General features: G+C 38.5%; 19 protein-coding genes and 2 pseudogenes. 8 read left to right on the top strand and 13 right to left on the bottom strand.

The window, feature by feature from the left end:
• Nucleotides 1-244: 244 nt before the first annotated feature.
• On the bottom strand, nucleotides 245-628 hold the full coding sequence (locus tag LIT25_14915; GenBank protein ID USK31933.1) for a hypothetical protein: 384 nt from the start codon (nucleotides 626-628) through the stop codon (nucleotides 245-247).
• Between the two features lie 754 nt (nucleotides 629-1382).
• Between LIT25_14915 and LIT25_14920 the strand changes: the two genes are divergently transcribed.
• From LIT25_14920 to LIT25_14940, 5 genes are all read left to right on the top strand, one after another.
• On the top strand, nucleotides 1383-2354 hold the full coding sequence (locus tag LIT25_14920) for a magnesium transporter CorA family protein (GenBank protein ID USK31934.1): 972 nt from the start codon (nucleotides 1383-1385) through the stop codon (nucleotides 2352-2354).
• A gap of 146 nt (nucleotides 2355-2500) precedes the next feature.
• Nucleotides 2501-3877 carry a sigma 54-interacting transcriptional regulator gene (locus LIT25_14925; GenBank protein USK31935.1) on the top strand — a complete coding sequence of 459 codons (1377 nt, stop codon included), beginning with the start codon at nucleotides 2501-2503 and terminating at the stop codon, nucleotides 3875-3877.
• A gap of 91 nt (nucleotides 3878-3968) precedes the next feature.
• Nucleotides 3969-5300 (top strand): aspartate aminotransferase family protein, encoded by a 1332-nt coding sequence (locus LIT25_14930; GenBank protein ID USK36292.1) that lies wholly within the window; start codon nucleotides 3969-3971, stop codon nucleotides 5298-5300.
• A gap of 29 nt (nucleotides 5301-5329) precedes the next feature.
• Nucleotides 5330-6745, top strand: coding sequence for a sodium:solute symporter (locus LIT25_14935; GenBank protein ID USK31936.1), 1416 nt, complete (start codon nucleotides 5330-5332; stop codon nucleotides 6743-6745).
• Nucleotides 6746-7251: 506 nt separating this feature from the next.
• Nucleotides 7252-7416 carry a hypothetical protein gene (locus LIT25_14940; protein ID USK36293.1) on the top strand — a complete coding sequence of 55 codons (165 nt, stop codon included), beginning with the start codon at nucleotides 7252-7254 and terminating at the stop codon, nucleotides 7414-7416.
• Nucleotides 7417-7944: 528 nt separating this feature from the next.
• Here LIT25_14940 and brnQ read toward each other — a convergent pair.
• The 6 genes from brnQ to LIT25_14970 form a co-directional block, all read right to left on the bottom strand.
• Nucleotides 7945-9270 (bottom strand): branched-chain amino acid transport system II carrier protein, encoded by a 1326-nt coding sequence (gene brnQ / locus LIT25_14945; protein USK31937.1) that lies wholly within the window; start codon nucleotides 9268-9270, stop codon nucleotides 7945-7947.
• A gap of 224 nt (nucleotides 9271-9494) precedes the next feature.
• Entirely contained in the window at nucleotides 9495-10160 is a 666-nt protein-coding gene (locus LIT25_14950) for a DUF4352 domain-containing protein (protein ID USK31938.1), read from the bottom strand.
• Between the two features lie 141 nt (nucleotides 10161-10301).
• Nucleotides 10302-11714: an alkaline phosphatase gene (locus LIT25_14955; protein USK31939.1), complete on the bottom strand. Its 1413-nt coding sequence runs from the start codon at nucleotides 11712-11714 to the stop codon at nucleotides 10302-10304.
• Nucleotides 11715-11898: 184 nt separating this feature from the next.
• Nucleotides 11899-13092, bottom strand: a complete 1194-nt coding sequence (locus tag LIT25_14960; protein USK31940.1) for an MFS transporter — start codon at nucleotides 13090-13092, stop codon at nucleotides 11899-11901.
• A 4-nt stretch (nucleotides 13093-13096) separates the two neighbouring features.
• The gene (locus LIT25_14965) at nucleotides 13097-14140 is read right to left on the bottom strand and encodes an ArsR family transcriptional regulator (GenBank protein ID USK31941.1); all 1044 of its coding nucleotides are present in this window, start codon (nucleotides 14138-14140) and stop codon (nucleotides 13097-13099) included.
• A gap of 291 nt (nucleotides 14141-14431) precedes the next feature.
• Nucleotides 14432-15028, bottom strand: coding sequence for a class I SAM-dependent methyltransferase (locus tag LIT25_14970; protein ID USK31942.1), 597 nt, complete (start codon nucleotides 15026-15028; stop codon nucleotides 14432-14434).
• Nucleotides 15029-15257: 229 nt separating this feature from the next.
• Between LIT25_14970 and LIT25_14975 the strand changes: the two genes are divergently transcribed.
• On the top strand, nucleotides 15258-15602 hold the full coding sequence (locus LIT25_14975) for a hypothetical protein (protein ID USK31943.1): 345 nt from the start codon (nucleotides 15258-15260) through the stop codon (nucleotides 15600-15602).
• A 66-nt stretch (nucleotides 15603-15668) separates the two neighbouring features.
• Here LIT25_14975 and LIT25_14980 read toward each other — a convergent pair whose 3' ends face one another.
• From LIT25_14980 to LIT25_15005, 6 genes and pseudogenes are all read right to left on the bottom strand, one after another.
• Nucleotides 15669-16562 carry a hypothetical protein gene (locus LIT25_14980; GenBank protein ID USK31944.1) on the bottom strand — a complete coding sequence of 298 codons (894 nt, stop codon included), beginning with the start codon at nucleotides 16560-16562 and terminating at the stop codon, nucleotides 15669-15671.
• An 11-nt stretch (nucleotides 16563-16573) separates the two neighbouring features.
• Nucleotides 16574-17077: a DUF4901 domain-containing protein gene (locus tag LIT25_14985; GenBank protein USK31945.1), complete on the bottom strand. Its 504-nt coding sequence runs from the start codon at nucleotides 17075-17077 to the stop codon at nucleotides 16574-16576.
• A 716-nt stretch (nucleotides 17078-17793) separates the two neighbouring features.
• On the bottom strand, nucleotides 17794-18270 hold the full coding sequence (locus LIT25_14990; protein ID USK31946.1) for a hypothetical protein: 477 nt from the start codon (nucleotides 18268-18270) through the stop codon (nucleotides 17794-17796).
• Nucleotides 18267-18446: a hypothetical protein gene (locus tag LIT25_14995; protein USK31947.1), complete on the bottom strand. Its 180-nt coding sequence runs from the start codon at nucleotides 18444-18446 to the stop codon at nucleotides 18267-18269. The genes LIT25_14990 and LIT25_14995 overlap by 4 nt, the downstream gene beginning before the upstream one ends.
• Nucleotides 18447-18519: 73 nt before the next feature.
• Entirely contained in the window at nucleotides 18520-19026 is a 507-nt protein-coding gene (locus tag LIT25_15000) for a GNAT family N-acetyltransferase (protein ID USK36294.1), read from the bottom strand.
• Nucleotides 19027-19086: 60 nt separating this feature from the next.
• A pseudogene (locus tag LIT25_15005) lies at nucleotides 19087-19362 on the bottom strand (efflux RND transporter permease subunit).
• Between the two features lie 163 nt (nucleotides 19363-19525).
• Between LIT25_15005 and tatA the strand changes: the two are divergent.
• Nucleotides 19526-19705, top strand: a complete 180-nt coding sequence (tatA, locus tag LIT25_15010; protein ID USK31948.1) for a twin-arginine translocase TatA/TatE family subunit — start codon at nucleotides 19526-19528, stop codon at nucleotides 19703-19705.
• Between the two features lie 8 nt (nucleotides 19706-19713).
• Nucleotides 19714-20209, top strand: a pseudogene (locus tag LIT25_15015) (twin-arginine translocase subunit TatC).
• Nucleotides 20210-20275: the final 66 nt, after the last annotated feature.

Here is a 20275-nt window from a genome sequence, read left to right on the forward strand (position 1 = left end):
GCTGAACATACATCCAATGATATCGTCCAAATATGAATAAACTATGAACAAACCGAGAAGAAGCTGTTAAATAAGGCAAATGTGCGTTTTTAAGTAAGATTTACAATGTTAGTGCCGAAGAGCTTGTATACTCTTAATCAGCAGCTATAGTTTCTCCAGCTATTGTAGTGTTCGTCAGTACATCCGGGGAACAGTCTGAGCAGCAAAAAAACTTACCCTTTAGAAAAGAATAAGTTTGTAAAAATTAATTTACACGATGTGTAAAAAATCGAACTAACTTTCTTATAATAAAAATGAAAAGCAATATGGCAAATAGGTTGATAAACAGCCCAAGGATCCCTCCAAAAAACCCTAAATTGCCAAGCAAACCTCCAAGAAGCAGTCCGGCGATTCCGCCGTACAGCAATCCTCTCATGATTCCTCCTCTGGCCGGATTTTTCTTTCGGGTGCTAAAATTCGAACGAGGTGCATCCCGCTGATTATAATTGCTGTTTGGATTATAGCGGCGTTTTCCCCCTTTGAATGACTTTGCACTCACATAAGATGTATTTTTTTCTAAAACGCTGTCACCAACTGGCGTAAACACAAGTGAAATCATTAAAACGAAAGCAGTCAAACATTTTACCATATCCAAGTCTCCTTCATTTAAGATCAGATATATTGTTTCCTTTAGCTGTTAATAAATTCTGAATCTGTCTTTAATTAAGATAGCCATAGAGTTTTATCCATTTCCATTTCTGTTACTATTTCTTCTTAAAATGGGTTAACTAAAGAATATTTTCCTTGATAATTCTTTGCCTGAATATAGAGTTATCCTCTAAAGGATATTCAGATATAGGATTGACTAAAAAAAGGTTTGACACTTATTGTAATGTTTCATATAGTGACTATAGCTAAATAAGTCTTCTGTTAGGTGAGGCTCCTGTATAGAGATACGCTGCTGCCCAAAAATGTCGAGAGACGCCAATGGGTCAACAGGAAAAATCGGATTAAGGTTTTTCTTAATGCAGCTGGTATGATCCTATGCTATACAGTGCTAAAACTCAAAACAAGGGGAGACATTTAAAGCTTGCTATTATGCTTTTTATGACCCCTTTCATATGAAAGGGGTCTTTTTAACTGATAAGAAAGTTTAAAATTTTGAGCATTGATGGCAAGCAGATCACCCAGCTCCTCGGGCAGAACGAACTATGGGCGCTTGCGCTTTTCTTAATAATGGGGGTGAGGAAATAATGGGCACAGATGACCCTAATCCGGCAGATGAAAACAGAGACAGCATAAGCATGAGGCAACCAGTGTGCACCAGTTCCTCTTTTCCTGCCAAAGAAGATCTAAGCGAGCACGTTTGCCTCGTAGAATAAACTTTTACGGGGTGTATACAGATGATTAAAACGTATCTCTATAAAAACGATACACAGGAAATGATCGCAGATATCAAAATGAATGAAATCAACAATTATTTAAGCCATTCAGACAGCTTACTATGGATTGATATGTATGATGTACAAAACCGCGAATTATATGAAGTCGCAAAAATATTTGATTTTCACCATCTGGCCATTGAAGATTGTCTCCATGACAGCCCCCGGGCTAAGATGGATAACTACGAGGATTATAAATTCTTTGTCTTTCACGCTCTCCGGTACAATGAGGAAAGCGATAATGAAATCACGACCCTTGAATTAAACGTTTTTGTCGGCCCTAATTATGTGGTGACGATTCATAAACACAAATTAAAATGGCTTGGACAAATGGACGCGATTTGCTCTAAACACATTAAATATATGAATAAAGGCGCTGACTTTCTTTTATACACCCTCATTGACGGTATAACAGATGAATATTTCCCAATCCTTGACCGCATAGGAATCCGGATTGATGAATTAGAAGATGAGATTTATGATGAAGAAATTCGCGGTGTAACCGAGGAATTTCTCGCCTTAAAACGAACCATCATCTTAATCCGAAGAGTCATACTCCCGCAGCGGAGAATCTTTATCAATGTTGATGGTAAATGGAAATTTGATATAAGAGAAGAAAATGTCCCTTTCTATACAGACTTGATAGATCATTTAGAACGGATTGTCGACTCTACTGAAACGTTCAGAGACTTAGTAAATAGTGCTCTTGATACCTACTACTCTATTATTAATGCAAAGTCCTCAGAAAAACTGAATGTCCTGACGCTGATTTCAACCATTATGCTTCCATTAACGTTTGTAACAGGCTTTTTCGGAATGAATGTTCCGCTTCCCTATCAGGACTCGCCTTTTGCGACAATCATTATCTTTTCTTTTCTTATTCTATTAACATTTGGAATGTGGAAATATTTTAAAAATAAACAGCTTTTATAACATTGGCGACAGCTCATTTGCTGTCGTCTTTTTTTATTCAAGTATATGATTTCATTTAGAACCCTGATATAATTATTCGAAAATGAATAATTATTCAAATATGAATAATATTTCTTATATTCATTCAATGGAAGGATGAATTTCAGATGACAATATCAACGAACTGGAATGAAAATGAACAAATTCTCCACTCCCTGAAGGATGATATTCTTGTTACTAATTTAGATGGAATTATTTTAAAAGTCAGTGAGTTTACAGGGAAAATCTACGGGGTAGAATCTGATAGTTTAATTGGAAAATCAGTCTATGATCTTGAGGCGCAGGGGCTTTTCACCCCCATTTTGACTCCAATTGTTGTGAAAGAGAAGAAAAAAATTACGTTTGTTCAAACGACGAATAAAGGAAAAAAGTTATTGGTCACAGGCATACCTGTCTACAATGAAGAAGGCGAACTCTACAGGGTTGTCAGCTATTCACACGATATTACGGAACTCGCAGACTATAAAAATTTCCTCATCACAATGGAAGAAGAAATGGAACGGGTAAAAAGCGAGCTTGATCTTTTACGGAGCAAACAGCTTTATGATGCCGGAATTATTGCAAAAAGTGACGAAATGCAGAAAGTAATCAGCACGTCCCTCCAAGTATCAGAAGTAGACGTAAACGTATTAATACTGGGTGAGTCAGGCGTTGGCAAATCCCTGCTTGCAAAATTTATACATAACAAAAGCGATCGAAAAAGCGGACCATTCATTGAAGTGAACTGCGGTGCGATACCGGATTCCCTAGTAGAAGCAGAGCTGTTTGGATATGAAGCCGGAGCCTTTACCGGAGCCAATCGGAAAGGCAAAATCGGCCTGATTGAACTTTCTGATGGAGGAACCCTTTTTTTAGATGAAATTGGCGAACTGCCTCTTGCCCATCAGGTAAAAGTATTGAAGGTCATTCAGGAAAAACAGTTTTACAGGGTTGGCGGGACAAAGCCGATACATGTTGATTTCAGGCTCATTTCCGCTACAAATAAAGATTTACACCAGGCTATCAAAGAAAAATTATTCAGAGAAGATTTGTACTTCAGATTAAACGTTGTGCCAATAACGATTCCCCCACTCAGACAGCGGACAGAAGACATTGTGCCGCTCATTCATCTTCTTTTAAAACAATTCGAAGAAAAATACAACAAGGAAAAGACGCTGGATGAAGCTGTTACACATCACCTTTTGCATTACGATTGGAAGGGCAATGTCCGTGAATTGATTAATATTCTGGAACGGCTGGTTGTTATTTCTCCTTCCGCTCTAATTACGGTAGATCAGCTGCCTGAATATATAAAAGATGCTGATGCACCTGCTCTCTTTCCGATTGATGAAAATCAGACCTTATCAGAAATGATGGATGCAATGGAAAAGCAAATTCTTTTAAAAGCAAGGAAAAAGTATAAAACGACTGTACGTATGGCAGAGGCACTCGGCATCAGTCAGCCTTCAATTGTTAGAAAAATGAAAAAACATCAGATTCTATAACTTACTTGGCATGGTTCTTGCAAGTGTTTAAGTATAAGCAAATTACTTTTTAAAAACGATGCAGAATTGATCAAGGAGGATGAAGATGAAGATGAAGAATAATTGGAGTCATTTAGTTGCAGAAATGCCGGATTTATTAGCGCCGAGTATGGCGAAGGATCACCCGAATCTGCCCGTCGTAAAAGCTGAAGGCTGTTATTACTACGGGCTTGACGGCCGAAAATATTTGGATTTCACATCTGGCATTGCGACAGCCAACACAGGGCACAGACATCCTAAAGTTGTACAGGCCATCAAGGATGCAGCTGACCAGCTGATGCATGGTCCATCAGGCGTCATTATGTATGAATCGATTTTGAAGCTTGCTAAAGAATTAAAGCTGGTTCTTCCTGAAAATCTCGATTGCTTTTTCTTCGCCAACAGCGGAACGGAAGCGATAGAAGGCGCGATAAAACTAGCAAAACATGTAACGAGAAGACCATATGCTGTCTCGTTTATCGGCTGCTTTCATGGCCGTTCGCTTGGAGCATTAAGTGTGACGACCTCGAAAAGCAAATACCGTAAATTTCTTCAGCCGAATGGACTCGCCTACCAGGTACCCTATGCTGATGTTTCAGGATGCCCAAAAGGGGCTGATCCAGAGGTTTATTGCACGGAGAAATTAGAAAAAGATTTTGAAACACTGTTTAATCATCAAGTAACACCAGAAGAAGTCGCCTGTATAATCGTTGAGCCTGTCCTTGGAGAAGGCGGATATATCGTTCCTCCGAAAAGCTGGCTGAAAAAAATAAGGGAGATCTGCAGCAGGCATGGGATTCTCCTTATCTTCGATGAGGTTCAAACGGGCTTTGGACGGACGGGAGAGTGGTTTGCTGCTCAAGCATTTGATGTTGTGCCCGATATTATGGCCATCGCCAAAGGCATAGCTTCAGGTCTTCCATTGAGTGCTACCGTTGCTTCGAAAGAATTAATGCAGCAATGGCCTCTTGGCAGTCACGGCACAACGTTCGGAGGCAACCCGATCGCATGTGCGGCAGCACTTGCAACCATTGAAGTGCTGAAAGAAGAGAAGCTCATTGAGAACTCTAAAAAAATGGGCAAATATGCAGTGGAGAAGCTTAGATTTTTGCAAAGAACATCCCCTGTGATCGGAAGTGTACGCGCAATCGGTCTGATGATCGGGATTGAAATTGTTGACCCTGTAACAGGAAAACCAGACGGAGAAGCGCTCATGTCCATATTGGACCGCTGTCTGGAAAAAGGTGTGCTCTTCTATTTATGCGGTAATCATGGCGAAGTCATTCGGATGATCCCTCCGCTTACTATCAGCAAGGATGAAATTGATCATGGCCTCAAAGTATTAGAAGAAGCCGTTTATGAGTACCAAAGCTCTCATTTATCTAAGGCATTACTAAATTCGTAACCATTTAAACTAAAAAGGAGGCTTTTCACATGCAGCTGCTCGATACGCTCGTGGTTTTAGTGTATTTTGGGGTTTTAATAGGCGTTGGGGTTATCGGTTCCAAAAAAGCAAAGACATCGGAAGATTTTAACCTGGCCGGACGGAATCTTGGAATGTTCATGTATCTCGGCTGTCTCTCTGCTGTCATTCTCGGAGGCGCCGCAACAATCGGAACGGCAAAACTTGGTTATATATATGGAATTTCAGGGATCTGGTTTGTCACCATGATTGGTCTTGGCATTATTATTCTTGGCACTATTTTTATTAAGAAAATTGATTCATTGAAAATCACAACCATCAGTGAGCTGCTCGGCAAAAGATATACTTCTGAAACCCGCCTGCTAAGTGCAATTGTAGCTGCCATCTATACTTTAATGGTCGCTGTAACACAAGTTATAGGAATGGGAGCAATTATCAACGTCCTTTTAGGCTGGAATATTACGACTTCGATGCTTGTCGGGGGCGGAATCGTTCTTTTTTACACCATCCTAGGCGGCATGTGGAGTGTAACCGTTACAGACATTATTCAATTTGTTGTCATGACCATCGGAATCTTTTTCATTATGCTGCCAATGAGCATTTCAAAAGCGGATGGCTGGGGAAATCTATTGGCTCAGCTCCCTCAGTCTCACTTCAGCTTTACATCTATCGGTTATCAGCAAATCTTTCAATACTTCCTGCTTTATGCCTTGGGCATGGTCGTATCACAGGATATTTGGCAGCGGGTATTTACTGCAAAATCGAATAAAATAGCTAGAAACGGCTCTATTTTTGCAGGTTTCTACAGCATTGCCTATGCCCTTGCAGGAAGCATCATCGGGATGTGTGCATTTATCGTCATCCCATCCATCAGCAATCCTCAAAACACCTTTGCAGAAATGGCCCTTGCCATTCTTCCATCGGGAATTTTAGGGCTTGTTCTTGCAAGTGTCTGCTCTGCTCTCATGTCAACAGCATCAGGAACTCTGCTGGCGTCAGCCACCCTTATTACAAATGATATTTTAAAGCAATATTTCATGAAAAACATGACGGATAGACAGCTTTTAAGAGCTTCAAGAATCACAACGCTTATTGTTGGATTAATCGCGATTACATTCTCGATTTGGATCCAGGATGTTTTAGTTGCTTTAGATGTGGCATACGCCATTTTATCCGGTGCGATCTTTATCCCGCTTGTCATGACATTCTTCTGGAAAAAAGCGACGCCGAATGCTGGCTTTTATTCCATTTTGGTCAGCACGGTCGTTGTGCTTGCCGGGTTGTTTTTTGAAGGACTTACATCAACAAATCCGATCATTTATGGAATGTCATCTGGATTTATCGTTTTAGTGGGGATTTCATACCTTACTAACTACAGAAAGAAAACAAGCAATGTAGAGTATTTAAAAGAGACAAAACCGTTATAGAGAAATGTGCAATCGCCCGCACCGACAGACAGATAAAGAGTCGACAGCAAAGTCCGGCTTTAACTTTTTTGGCGAATCTTCTGGCCGAGGGATTGGGTGATGGAGCTGGACAATAAAAATCCAACATCGCTTTAAACACTTATTTAAAAGAAGATCAGCCCTAAAAGGAGCTGATCTTCTTATCTTCTTATTTCGCTGTTCTCACACTCATCCTCTTTTCCATCCGCCCTAAAACAATCTCTGCAAGGATGGCCAGTATGAAAGCCGGAATGGCGCCGACATAGATCCGAATGTCATTGTTGTGAGCCTAACCCTATTTAATATCGATATACCGGTAGTTTTACTGAAGAAAATGATTTTCATTTTATGCAAAGCCATCCTGCTTGCGATGAGTTTCTTTCTGTTTTGCAACGCGACAATAAAATGGAATTGAAGACAATACAAAGGTGCAAAAAATACTTTTATATTCACTGAAAGATCCTGTCATAACGAGGTTTTTAGAGCTGATGAAAACGGTGCAGCGGTCCTGCTTCGTCGGAAAGGATATTTACGAGTACCATACTATCAATCATAGAAATCATCGAAAGTTTTTCATCATTGATGGAAAGGTTTCATACTTGAGCGGTTTTAATATATGCGAGGAATACCTTGCTCAAGTCGACCGATTTTGAAACTGTTGGGACTATCATTTGCGGATATTACAGGTGAAGGTATACAATAAATCAAGAAACAATTTATAAAAAGGACTGGGTAGCTGACACTGGTTAAAAGCTGTCAGTAAAAAGGCAAAGCTTTAAGAAACGAACGGCACAGACTATCAGCTTGTTTTTTCAACTGGAGAACCTTTAACAAAAGAGGGTATCCTTAATAAAACAGACTTAAATACATTCGACATAAAAACCCCCTGCTTTATTCCTGGCAATCAGCTAATAAAGGCACTGATTGAGGTTAAAAAGCAGGGGGTTGCCATTGACATTATTATCCCTGATAACACGGATGCATGATTTTCGAAGCCGCCGAGCTATCCGAAACAGATGAACATCTGAATAACAGCATGAATATTTACTTATTTACGAAAAACTATTATTTCGGAAAGGTATGATCATTGCTAACGGATAGCCAATATCAGCCCGGCAAACTGGGACGAAATCCCGCGAAGTAAACGGTCCTTAATGAAAATACCTGAATGGATCTATTATTTATTTATAGGCAGGAACACTTGATGTTTTTCTTTTACCAAGAAGATATCCGAGTGCAATCCCGATGACTGCCGGAATGAGCCAGCCGATTCCCTCTTGGTACAGCGGCATTGCATTCAGAACCGGACTCAATGCTTCTGTCAAAAATGTTTTATTTACTGTATCTAGGATGCTGAACAGTCCGACAACCGCGACGGTTGTAACATATATATAAGAACTGTTTTCAATATACTGATGGATTAGTGCAAGGAAGATCAGCACAATCGCAATTGGGTAAATCATGCCTAGAATCGGCACGGACACTGTAAGAATCTGAGTTAAACCTAAGTTCGCAACAGCTGTGCTAGTTAGACAAAGAATCAGAACCCAGGCTTTATATGGAACTTTTGGCACTGCACTAGTGAAAAACTGGCTGCATGAAATCACAAGACCAATGGAGACGCAGAAGCATGCAAGTGTAAAAACAATTCCTAAGATAAGAGTACCGCTTTGACCGAAGAGATACCCCATAATATTTGTCAGAATCTGCGCACCGTTTTCTGATTTGCCAAGAGATGCGCTAGTAGCACCTAGATATCCAAGGATAATGTAGATGACAGTCAGCAGGATTCCAGCTCCGATTCCTGCGGAAATCATATAGTGCGACAGCTTCTTATCATTCCCTACACCCTGTGCCCGAATCGTATTGGCAATCACAATGCCAAATGCAAGGGCAGCAAGGGCGTCCATCGTTAAATAGCCATCCAAAAACCCCTGAAAAACAGGACTATTTCCATAATTGCCTGTTGGAGGTTCAAAGGAACCAATTGGAGTGATCAGGCTTTTTACCAAAATAATCACAATAAGCGCCAGCACAATCGGTGTCAGCAGTTTCCCAAATAAATCTACAAGCTTTGATGGGGACATGCTCAGCCAATAAACAAGACCAAAAAAGATAAGTGTGTAAATAAATAGTGCTGCAGGATTAACTGCTAAACTTTCAGGAAGAAATGGTGCTGCTCCCATTTCATAGGCAAGACTGCCTGCTCGAGGGATGGCAAGCCCAGGTCCGATTGAAATATAAATGATAAATGGAAAGATAAGAGCAAATAGCGGGTGTACACGTGAATTAAGCGTATGAAAGCTCCCTGCTTTCGCAATAGCCACAACGCCGAGGATCGGCAGTCCTACTGCAGAAACAATAAATCCTGCAAGTGATGGCCACATGTTATCCCCGGCAGCCTGTCCAAGAAAGACTGGGAAAATTAAATTTCCTGCCCCAAAAAACATTGAAAATAACATTAAACTAATAAATACAAGTTGTTTCCCAGTAAATTCCTTCGTCATGTAAAAAGCTCCTTAGATGTAGTAGTTCCTATAAGAAAATAGTCATAAAAATAATAGTTCAAAGTATATCAGCTATTAAATTGATTGACTAGTTCATTTCTTCAGTACTTTTTCGCTAAAAAGGAACAAACCTTTATTTATCAGCATTGAATGCGTTTACTTCACTGCAATAAAATTTCTTCCAATAAAAAAGACAATACATGATTCGTATTGTCCTTTTGGGTCTATTTAAACTCAATGTTTATTTCCTGAGCTTTTTCCTCTGCCTTTTGATCTTTATTTAATAGATCACTAGTCAAAATTTTAATACTGTTAACCTCTTTGTCGGAATGATCTAAGATAAATCCGATATTCCCCTTTTTAGAACCTTTTGATGCAAGCTCGCCATTTAACTCCTCTAGATAAATATCAGACTCCCAGTCCTTTTGCTCGCCTGTATTTGTTTCAAGGACAGCTATTGGTGAGAAGAAAACGGGCTTATCTGATGTATTTTTAACTTCAATATTTGCTTTTACAATGTCGAACGTTTCTTCATGTGTGAAACTGTGAAAGAAATCGATCATGCTGTAGGCCGGTGTATGCTCGATAATTTTGACATCATGGATAATTAGTTCGACATCGCCGACTTTGTACGTTTCATTGACTTTCTTAATTGCTTTTAACTCTGCTGCTCCTTTGTCGTCCTTAAAAGTCTGGCCGACTTCAAGCAGCTCGCGGTCATCCGTAATTTGAGGATTTGGAACGTAGACATCGTTTGTAGATTGTTTATTTGGTGAGGATTCAGATACCTTTTCTTTCTCTTCTTCAGCAGCATCTTTTGGTGCTGAAGCTTGAGCTGAACATGCTGTAAGAATTAACGTTAATGATAGGAGGGTCCATAATTTTTTCATTTTTAATCCCCTTTTCTCTAGGAGTGGAAATTGAGTATAAGTTGTTCCGCTTTTGGCAGAAATGGGACCGGCGATGAAGATCTTTTTAGGCTTCATCGCCGGGGCTGTTCGTAAGAGTCACCTACGAACAGCAATTCCTGCTTATTTTTTGTTTTCCTCTAAAATCTTAAAGATTATTTCTGCATGATCCGTGTTGTCTTTTTGGCCTGCAAACATTTCTGATCCAGGTCCATAAGCAAATACAGGAACATCTTCTCCTGTGTGTCCGCCAGTTGTCCAGCCTGTGTTTGTACGCTTGTTAAAAATAGCTTCAATTGCATTATCTACTCGTAAAATGCCTTTATCTTTATCTGCTTTTCCTTCTTCAGCAGCCTTTTTAACAGAATTAATTTCTTCTGCCGTCAAATCTAAATCGATGTTTTGCTTTAATGTTTTTTCAGCATCTGCACCATTTGTGACAATTTCATTAGCCATGAAATCAGGAGTGCGCTTAGCAGCTTTAATCGGTTCACCAAACCAGTTGTAGACACCGTTAGCTCCGATTGAATATCCGCCAGTTGAATGATCAGCTGTAGCAACCACTAGTGTATGCTTATCCTTTTTAGCAAACTCGATCGCTGCCTTGTATGCTTTTTCAAAATCCTTCATTTCACTCATAGCTGCGACGATATCATTGTCATGTCCTGCCCAGTCAACCTGGCTGCCTTCAACCATAAGGAAAAATCCGTCTTTGTCTTTGTTTAATCTTGTCAATGCAGAGTTGGTCATGTCTTGAAGTGAAGGTGTTTCACTGTTGCGGTCGATCATTTTAGGCATACCGCCTTCAGCAAACAATCCAAGTACTTGCTCATTGTTATCCTTCAATAAATCTTCCTTATTTGTCACATAGCTGAATCCGTCTTTTTTGAATTCTTCTGTAAGGTTGCGGTCACCGCGGATGAAATTGCTTTTACCGCCTCCAAGCATCACGTCAACTTTGTGCTTGCCGTTGATCATTTCATCATAGTAATCATCTGCTAATGAGTTCATGTTTTTTCGGTTCATATCATGTGCTCCGAACGATGCCGGAGTGGCATGCGTAATTTCAGAAGTTGCAACAAGTCCAGTTGCCTTTCCTTTTTCTTTTGCAGATTCTAAAACCGTTTTAAGTTCCGTTCCATCGTTGTCTACAGCAATCGCTGCATTGAACGTTTTGTAGCCAGTTGACATTGCCGTTGCAGCAGACGCTGAATCCGTTACATTTTGTGCTGGATCTTCCGGATATGTCATCTGATTTCCGACAAGATGCTTATCAAATTCCGTGCGTTCAGCCACTGGAGTATTTGGATTATCCTGCAGATAGCGGTAAGCCGATGTATAAGATACACCCATCCCGTCACCAATCAGAAAAATAACGTTTTTGATTTCGCCCGGATTATCAGAGGCTGCTTCTACATGATTCGCTTTCGATTCAGGAAAGCTTCCAATTAAACTGCCAGCAACCACTGCTGAAAGTACAGCAACCGGAATGACTTTTTTTCCTAACTTTTTATTAAACAATGAAACGACCTCCAATAGAATAGATTATTAATCTCATATAAATTCTATTTGTTTTTCTTTAAGGAAGTTTGTTTACTTTGTAAATTCTGCTTGTCCGTCCTTTACGTAACATTTACAAAAAAGACAAAGAAAACACTTGTATTTTTATCATCAAATTGAGGAATTGCTGTCTCTTGATTTATCCCTGCTTAACCTCTGTTTAATCAGACAGCATAACTGAAAGTCTTCTTCTGAGAACCTTCAGGAATACAGCGCCTGCGCCTGACACTATACATATCAGGAGCCCAACGGATAAAAACAAAGCAGAAATCCCAATTTGCGAAGCGCAAAAAGTTCCATACAAGATCCCCAAAGGAGCGGCCGCTTTTGTTAACAAGAACCTAACCGACAGAATTTGTCCAAGAATCGAATCAGGTACCAGCCGCTGATAGAGCGTCGTGCTGTAGATGTTCCAAAAAGGCATGACGGCGCCAGCAATGACTTCTATTAAAATAGCAGCCCATAAAACTTTAGTGACTCCTAACGCTAAATACGTGCAGCCTCCAATAAATAGTGCAGATGTCATGACAATATAAAGTGATTGTTTTGGTTCTCTTATTTTTGCGGCGGCATAGCTCCCAAGAATATAGCCTAATGGAAAAGAAGCCGCGAACAAACCATATTCAAATGCAGAGCCGCCGATTATCTCAGCTATATAAGGAATGTACATCGTTTGCGAGGCGTACACTCCAAAACTAGTAACGAAAATAAATCCTCCTAAAACAAGCAAAATCCGATGTTTTCGATAAAGTGTGAAACCCTCTATAAATTGAGCTTTCCAAGTATTTTTTTTCGTTTTTCTGATAAATGGCTCATTGATCTTCAGTATCATTGTAAAAGAAATGAAAAACATAATAGAAATGGATAAAAGAGCCTCCTTATAATCAACAGCGGTTACTATCAAACCTGCAGCTGGAAGAGAAATAAACCTCATTAGCTGGACCCCGCCTGAGATTTTCGCATTCACTTTTACTAATTCCTCATCTTTAACGAGTTTTGGTATAAGCGCTGCAGCAGCAGAGTCATAAACGACAATTGAAGTTATAAAAGCAGCAAAGTAAAGAAATTCAACCTCTGCATTTCCTGAAAAAATGATCATCCACAATAGAAAATAAGCTGAACATCTTATCCATTCTGAAGCTTTCATCATAGTCGTTCTTTTAAAACGATCGATATAGGGACCCGCTAAAAATTGGATCAGCAGCTGGCCGGCAATGCTCACCAGCCAAAGTCCTCCCATCGCAAACTTAGAGCCTGTTTCCCCGTAGACAATCCAGGAAATGCAAAAAGTGCCAAACGTACTTGCGAATGTTGAAAGCAGCTGATTGTAAAAAAGCATGGAAACCCTTTTCATCCATTCAGCTCCGTTCTAAATAAGTCTCAATCTGGGATTCAATACCTTGGAAAGCCTGTTCTGTTACTGAATAATAAGCACCAGTCACTTTTACAATTCCTGCAGAACGCAATAATGATAAATGGTGATGGACCGTTGTTTTGCCCATTCCAAGTAAAGCTGTAAGCTCCTTCAGTGTTTTTTCTTTTTCAGTAAGAAGCTTAACGATCCGCAGACGTTTTTCATCGCCAATTGCTTTAAGGCGCCCGACTAGCTGTGCAGACGGCTCGTAAGGATCTTCTGATTCATTCAGACTGTTATCACTGACAGGATAATAGAAGACCTTTGTTTCTTCTAAATTAGCCTGAATCGTCCATGGCCGGTAAATGTGATGCGGGATCAGCAGTACCTTTGTAATACCTGGTTCCGGTTTGTAATCTACTCCTGTTGCATGAAGAACAATCTCTTTAGGACTCTGATTTTTGAGCCATTGTTCCTTTTCCTTTTGATCACGTTCCAGAATGCTGTTCATTTCCAATTCCTGTATTTGAATAAATTCTTTGTACCAGCCGTTTGTTACTTTTTTCAAATGGTTTCTAAGTTCTTTTAAGTCGCATCTGCAGATAAAATGGATCATTTGCGGAAAAAAAGCGTGCCCTTTACAAGCTAGGATCATCTCATTTTCAGATTCAGCATCTCCATTGGAAGCCTTCAGACGGTTCTCTTCCTGAGTCTGATCCAAGTAAGGAAGTATCAAGTATTTCAGGTGCTGATCAGGAAGATCATCAATAAAACCATGCAGATCTTTGAAAGAAGAAAAATTCTCCTCGTGCAAAAGCTGCAGCAGCATTTTCCACGTATTGTGTTCCTGACAATATTGCAGCTCGGCAGTCAGACTTTCAGAAAGATTATTTCGGATGTGATCCAAGTCCTGCTTTGGCTTCTCCAGCTGGTTATGCAGCTTCGGATATGTAATCATGGCAATTCCAAGCACACATTCAAATAATATCGAATGCTTTTGTTCTACTTCGTATGATTTTCTTTCAAAGGATGTATTTAATAAATTCATTTTTTCATCTCCTTTCTTTTATTCTAAATATATAGAACGATTTATTCAATATATTTAGAATTTTTATAAAGATTTTTATCGAATCATATAAAAGGGCTATTTGATAAATAAAATAGGGAACGCAAAAATGCTCAGAATTTTCCACTCTGAACATTATCTATTTCAGATTCAATTGATGTTCTTATTACTGGTCTCTTTATTAAAGAGATATAAATTTCACTCTGCCCTTTCTTACCTAAAGTTGACGTGCACTAAGTGCTTGCAAGGACCACTATTCTGGAAAAAGCATATTTACAGTTTAGTAACTATTATCTTTCGATACATTCCGTCGAACATGATCCCTGCATCCTCTTTAATACGCAGTTTTACCTTTTGTTTTTCAAATAATTCCTCAAAATTCAACCCAATATCAGTTCCTAAAACCCTGATAAATGGCCTAATGATTTTATTTATTAAGGAGAGCCTCTTTGCTTTGGAGGAAAACTTATCAAACAGTATGATTTCACCCTCTTTTTTCAAAACTCGCGACATTTCTCCAAAACATTTATCTGCGTCTGGTACTACAGAGAGAATTAAACTCCCTACTACTATATCAAATTGTTCATCAGTAAAATTCATTTCTTGAGCATCCATTTCTATGAAATGGATAGAAGAGTTGGCAAATTTCTCTTTTGCTTTATTAAGCATTTCAGGTGAAAAATCTATAGCGGTAATATCTAGTCCATTATGATGAATCTGTTCTAAATCTGCCCCTGTTCCTACACCGACAAAAAGGATTTTTTGTGTACGATTAAATGTTCTTTCTTGAAATATTTTCTTTCGGGCATTGAGAAAGCGGCCTGAATTGAAAAACTTATCGTAAACTGGAGACCAAACCTTATAGATCACTTTGTTCTAAGCATGATTCATTTCTCCACCCTCTTTAAAAATCTTAAAAATTGTATTTCACTATAAAGACCGTAATCCCAAGAAAAATAACAAGATGTCCTGCAAATCCATTCATTAATGGAGGAATTTACACCATTTCCTGCTCCTGAATGAAAACAGCTCCCCATATGCATATGCTGAAAGTATGTTACTCTAAAGATAGGTCAAAAAATGATCGGAGGAAATCATCATGCAAATCAGTGTCTTCTTAGATGATTACCGAACGTGCCCAAGCGGTTATGTCTTGGCAGAAAATATAGATCAGTGCATCAGTCTTTTACGCAATAACTGTGTTGACCATCTTTCACTGGATCATGATCTCGTAAGCAAAACGAGAAACGGACTTATGCTTGTTGAATACATGGTTAAAAACCACCTTTATGCCAATCGCATCACGATTCATTCAGCCAATGCTGTCGGAAGCAAGGCTATGTACAAGTATTTTAAAAAAGCACAGGATGAATTTAAAATGCCGAAATCTATTAAAGTGATCCAAAAACCCATGCCTCTTCATTCTATTGCTGCCAGCCGCTAATTCCCGCCTGCAAAAATTCCATATAGCGTTTTTTATGAGGTATTACTTAAAAACTGATGCCTCTTTTTAATGGATATAAAATCTTTTTTCAACTATCAGTTCTCCTTCTTTTGCATGAATAAAAGAAACTTTCCCTTTAAGCTCAGAATAGATAGGTTTATAAACGAGCTGATAATACCTTTCAGAGTTGTCTTTATACGCTTTAGCCCATTGCTTTTCAATCTGGAAGACTGATCCAAATATTTCTATAGCTTTATCTTTAGAAATTTCTGGATGAGGATCAATGGACAAAAGCAGCTGAGGCAGAACTTCGGGTCCGAGATAGTGAGTGATCTTACCACTTGTTCGGTTAACATTGATTCTGGCTGCTCCATACCTTACAGATATACCATGGTGTATGAGATCAAATTGAAAAAGGACTCTTCCCTCATCACTTTCTATCTGCATCAGATCCATCTGGAAATAAAGATGAGCATCAGGATATATGGCATTTAAAAATTGAACAGCAGCCATTTCACATTCTTTTATGCTCAGCCATTGATTCCCCACAGTTTCAATAAAAGAAATGAATCCTATTAATTTGCCGGTTTCTTTATCACGCTTTACTTTTATTGTATTTTCATTTCTTTTGTTGAAAAAAGTCATGATGCTATGATCTGCTGCAGCTGGCTCGTCTCCATGTTTTCTATATACCTCTCCAATCGAATCCCCGAAATCCTGCTCTCGAATTTTCGCAAAGCCTGCACTCAGTTCTGTTAACGCTTCTGGGGAGACTCCAGATTCTAACTTTGGTAATCTTTTATAAATTTGTTCTTTATCTTCTTCATTTTCCATAAATACTTTTTGTTTCCCGTCTACCGGGATCTCATAAAAAAGCAATTCTGGTTCATACACTAAGTGAGGAAGATTGTCCCCATTTTCATAGAGTTCTCTATTAAGATGGACAATTATCAGTTTCATTTTCATGTCTTTCAGAAATTCACATCTAACTTTTTCTTCAGGCAGCAGGAACTCTGGAAAAAAATCTGTTCAGCTGGACCATCATAATGAAACTGCATAATTTCCCCGTGTTCATTAATATCTATGTAAAAACCGGTAAATAGCAAAGGCAAATCCAATTCCATTTGGATATAAGATACGCGGAGATTCTCATCTATTTTGTGTACATGCTCTTCCATAAACATATTAACAGCACCAGGATAATGAATCTCTACAAATTGCAATGCTTTCTTTTTTAATTCATCTTGATCAAAGATATCGTGATGAACCTCTTCAGTTGATTTGTCTTTTGTTAAATCAATCAGATGACCGTTTCCATCCAGCTCAATCAAGATCCCCATCTCTTCCTCATCTGGATGTTTCCATGCGAAAATCGCCCGGCTTCCATCCTCAGAATAATCTTCAATTTCAAGCTGATATTCACTAGGAATCACACAAATCTGCCTTGCTTTATATAAACAATCCTTATTATGCATAACCTTCTCCTTTACAAGAGCTGCAGTCTATTACTTTATATACGAATTTAAAGGCCTTATGGTTTCATAGAGTGATAGTCTGCTGATCTGCCAGGCGGTATCACGTTTTTGATTTACACTTGTCCTTTAGCAATATTTTGGAATGTTCAAACGCACAAAAAACGTTAACCCTGTTCTCCTCAGGCGCCAATTCACAAAAAAAGTCTTTCAATCTCTATTTGCTGAACCATATAAGCCGCCAAGCTGCGGTATATCCTGCTTCAAGAAATTTCTGTTTTGTAAGCTGTTCAAATAGACACCATCCCAAGGTTATTCTGTATTTTTCTTATTTTTACTTCAATCCTTTTTGTGGTACCGACCATATTATTTAAAGCCCCCTTTAACAAGTAAATAAATATATTCCAAGTTATGAGTACTTTGTTTCCTGTAAAACCAATAAAAGAGACTGCCTTAGCAGCCTCTAGATTACTTTACTTCTTTAGTCCGTCTTCTTCTGCCCGCTTTTAGCACGGTTACGGTCTAACTCAGCAGCATATTCTTCTTGTGTTTTGCCCTGCTTTTGACTCTCGGATTGAATTTTTCTGAATTTGTTATCATTTAAGTTTGGCATGTTTGCACCTCCTCATAACAGAAATATTTTGTGCAATAAACCATGCATTCATTCCTGTCATGAGAAAAACAAACATGATCTCTACAATCAGTAAAAAAATTTGAATCTACTGGTTAATCCGCAAAATAAATAATTCTGCAATTTTAACGATGTAATAAAGACCCGTAAATAGAATAACCGCTTCAAATGCACCTTTAATAAATGGATGAAGTTTTTTAAAAGGAAGTTTTTCACTTAATGTTTCCACAATGAAAAATTGGAATAATACAACAATGGAAAAGAAACTTATTCCATCCATGGGACTCATGAACACGAAGCTGAATAAGATGCCAAACGATAAATACATAAACAATTTATATATAATTTTGGTGTTCTGAGGCACTTTTTTAGCAATCCATTCTATAATGAAAGATACTGGCAAAGCGTAGAGCAACACTCCCCCAAGTAAAAAAAAGTGGATAAAGCTGAAATCCAGATAACGGTGAAATTCAATATTAAAGTCCACTGCATTTAATGCTGCCAGCAGCAAAAACAAAGATAGTATAAACGTAATAATAGATATATTGATTTTTTTGATAATCACACGAATCTTCCCTTATTATTGAACTTATCATGTATTATGAATTCCATTTGTTTACCCGAGCTTTGATTCGTTACTTCTCCGTATGATTCCTCTTTTTTCACATCATCAGGCGGCTGCAAGTACACAGCTGCACCGACAAAGAGGAAAGATGGAATTAAAAAAGAAAGCCAAATCATTAGCATCACTTCTATGGGAAAGATTAATATTTGTTGAATTCAATCAAAACAAGATAGATCCTATTTTCATTCCTCAGCAAGTTTTATAATAAACAATCGTTGTATCCAGTTTTCCCTCCGCTGATTCAGCAAAAAACGGGATGCGGCCGCATTCAGTAAAACCAATTGAATTGTAAAGTTGATTCGAGACATCGCCTTCTCTGGTATCGAGAACTAAAAGGGATCTCTTTTCCTGTATTGCCCGCTCTTCGGCTTTTTGCATTAATAACCGGGCGATGCCTTTTCTGCGATAGTCCGGATGTGTGATCAGTTTTGCAATTTCTGCTCTATGGCCTCCGTTTTGTTTCGTGCATAAATGAAGCTGAACACTCCCTGTAATTTTATGATTCACCTTCGCTATTAGGAGAATCACATTGGGTTCTAAAATGGTTTCCCAATATTCTTTTGCCTGAGAAAGGCTCATTGGGGGCAGAAACCCTATTGAAGCACCTCCCTCTACTGTCTTGATCAAAAGATCAGAAAGCTGCTCAATATACCCTTCTACTGTTTTCAATTCTGAGATTTCAACTTCGTAAGACAGCTTTATTACCTCCCCTCTCCATTATTTTATATGAAAAATTTTCTAAAAATCCATCCGTTTTTAAATAAAAGAATTGGTTCTAATAGAATATGATTTTATGACTTCCCTGCCGTTTTGTTCTCTTTTAGATACCCGGTAAAAGAACAGCTCATAAACAACAGGAACCACGATCAACGTCAGCAAGGCAGATGAAGTAAGACCGCCAATGACGGTAACGGCCAATCCCTTTGAAATTAGTGTCCCTGATGAAGTGGTTAATGCAAGCGGGATGAGAGCTGCGATAGTTGCAAATGCTGTCATGAGGATCTGGCGCAGTCTCGTTTTCCCTGCTTTAACATCTGCAGACACGGTTTGCACATTATCATATATTCCAAAACACAAAATTAGAAATCTTAACAATTTATTAACGGTGGCTTAACACATTTTCTCTATCATTAGACAAGTGCCGCGACCAGCTGTTGTTGCTAATACAGGATTTTAATAAAGGAGAGAAAATGAAATGATACAAAACATCGGAATTCCAGGGCTAATTCTTATTTTAGTCATTGCACTTATTATTTTTGGTCCATCTAAACTCCCTGAAATCGGACGTGCTTTCGGTAACACGTTAAAAGAATTTAAAAATTCGACGAAGGATTTAGTATCTTCGGACTCTAAAAAGGAAGATGAAAAAATTTAAATTTCGGATTGGGAAAAGGGATATATGCTCTTACTATACCGTTAGCTGCATACCATGTTTGGCGATTTGTTTTGCCTGCCCTTCGTGAGCATGAAAGAAAAGCAACCTTTATGCTAATTCCCGCACTATTTTTGCTATTTTATATCGGAATTTCCTTTGGCTATTTTCTTGTTTTGCAGGAGAAGGATTTCAGCAATTTTATACTTCGGAAAGTACTTTAGTTTTCTAATTAGCTTGACCGTTCCTTTTGGAATCTTGTTTGAACTGCCTATTGTCATTCTATTTTTAACAGCTATAGGAATAATATATCCTCAGATGTTAAAGAAATCCAGAAAAATTGCTTATTTTGTGATTCTCATAACGTCTGTGCTAATTACTCCCCCAGATTTAATATCAGACATACTCGTATTAGTTCTGCTGATATTAAGCTATGAAATTAGCATTACTTTATCCGCCTTTATCTATCGTAAGAAATTACAGAAGACGGAAATTTTTTCTTCATGAACAGAGAAAGTCTATTTATAAACCATATGAGATAAGAAGGATGAGATAAAAATGAACGTATCACCA

Source organism: Bacillus sp. F19 (assembly GCA_023823795.1).
GTDB lineage: Bacteria > Bacillota > Bacilli > Bacillales > Bacillaceae > Bacillus_P.